The organism is Vibrio sp. YT-19(2023), from assembly GCF_033337395.1.
This window is the reverse complement of sequence record NZ_JAWOQN010000582.1, coordinates 1-663: the sequence shown is the minus strand read 5'-3', so window position 1 is coordinate 663 and position 663 is coordinate 1. Positions and strand designations below refer to the sequence as shown.

Annotated in this window: 1 protein-coding gene; it reads left to right on the top strand. The window is 38.0% G+C overall.

What is annotated here, in order from left to right; genetic code table 11:
* Positions 1-272: 272 nt before the first annotated feature.
* A partial coding sequence (locus R7E78_RS27270) for a 2OG-Fe dioxygenase family protein (protein ID WP_318058769.1) occupies positions 273-663 on the top strand: 391 nt, incomplete at its 3' end.

Here is a 663-nt window from a genome sequence, read left to right as displayed (position 1 = left end):
ATAAATGGTTATAGACTAGAACTCACTATCGCGTGATAGAAATTGTCTCAATCCAGCATAAAATTCTATTTACAGTAGAGAAATCTAGTTTCAAATGTTGCTTAAGCTTTAATCTGAAACATATACCTAATTTAACTTTTGTTTGTGGGTTTTCATCTCGTTTTTTTATTTATGTTGAAGCTATCAACGTTAAAAGCTGGTAATTGCAGAATATTTGCGTAATCTATGTTGTAAATTAAATGTTAATTAAATGTACCTCATTAAAGGAGTCAATGATGTTACATTCGCGTGAGAACACTCTACATTTAACTCAGCTCAGCATGGCAGCAATTGAGCAACTTTCGCCTTCATTTGAAGCGTTACCTCATACTGAGCACGCTGATGGGCAATATCGATTACGACGCAACTCAGTCGTGAGATTTGAAGGTGGACAAGTGATCGATTTGAACAAGAACAGCTTTGTACAGTCTTCAGATATCAACCGATTTCAGGGTGATGTCATTCGTCAATTTGAACCTATCGAGAAAGACATTTTAGCAAGTGAAGGCTTTCGCGAAATGTGCGCGCTATTCGTGAGCGCAAACCACCTTCCAAATGGTCAAGAAATCGAAATTCACCAGATTCGAATCACTGCATTAGATAGCGAAACGCAGGTCGCGCCAG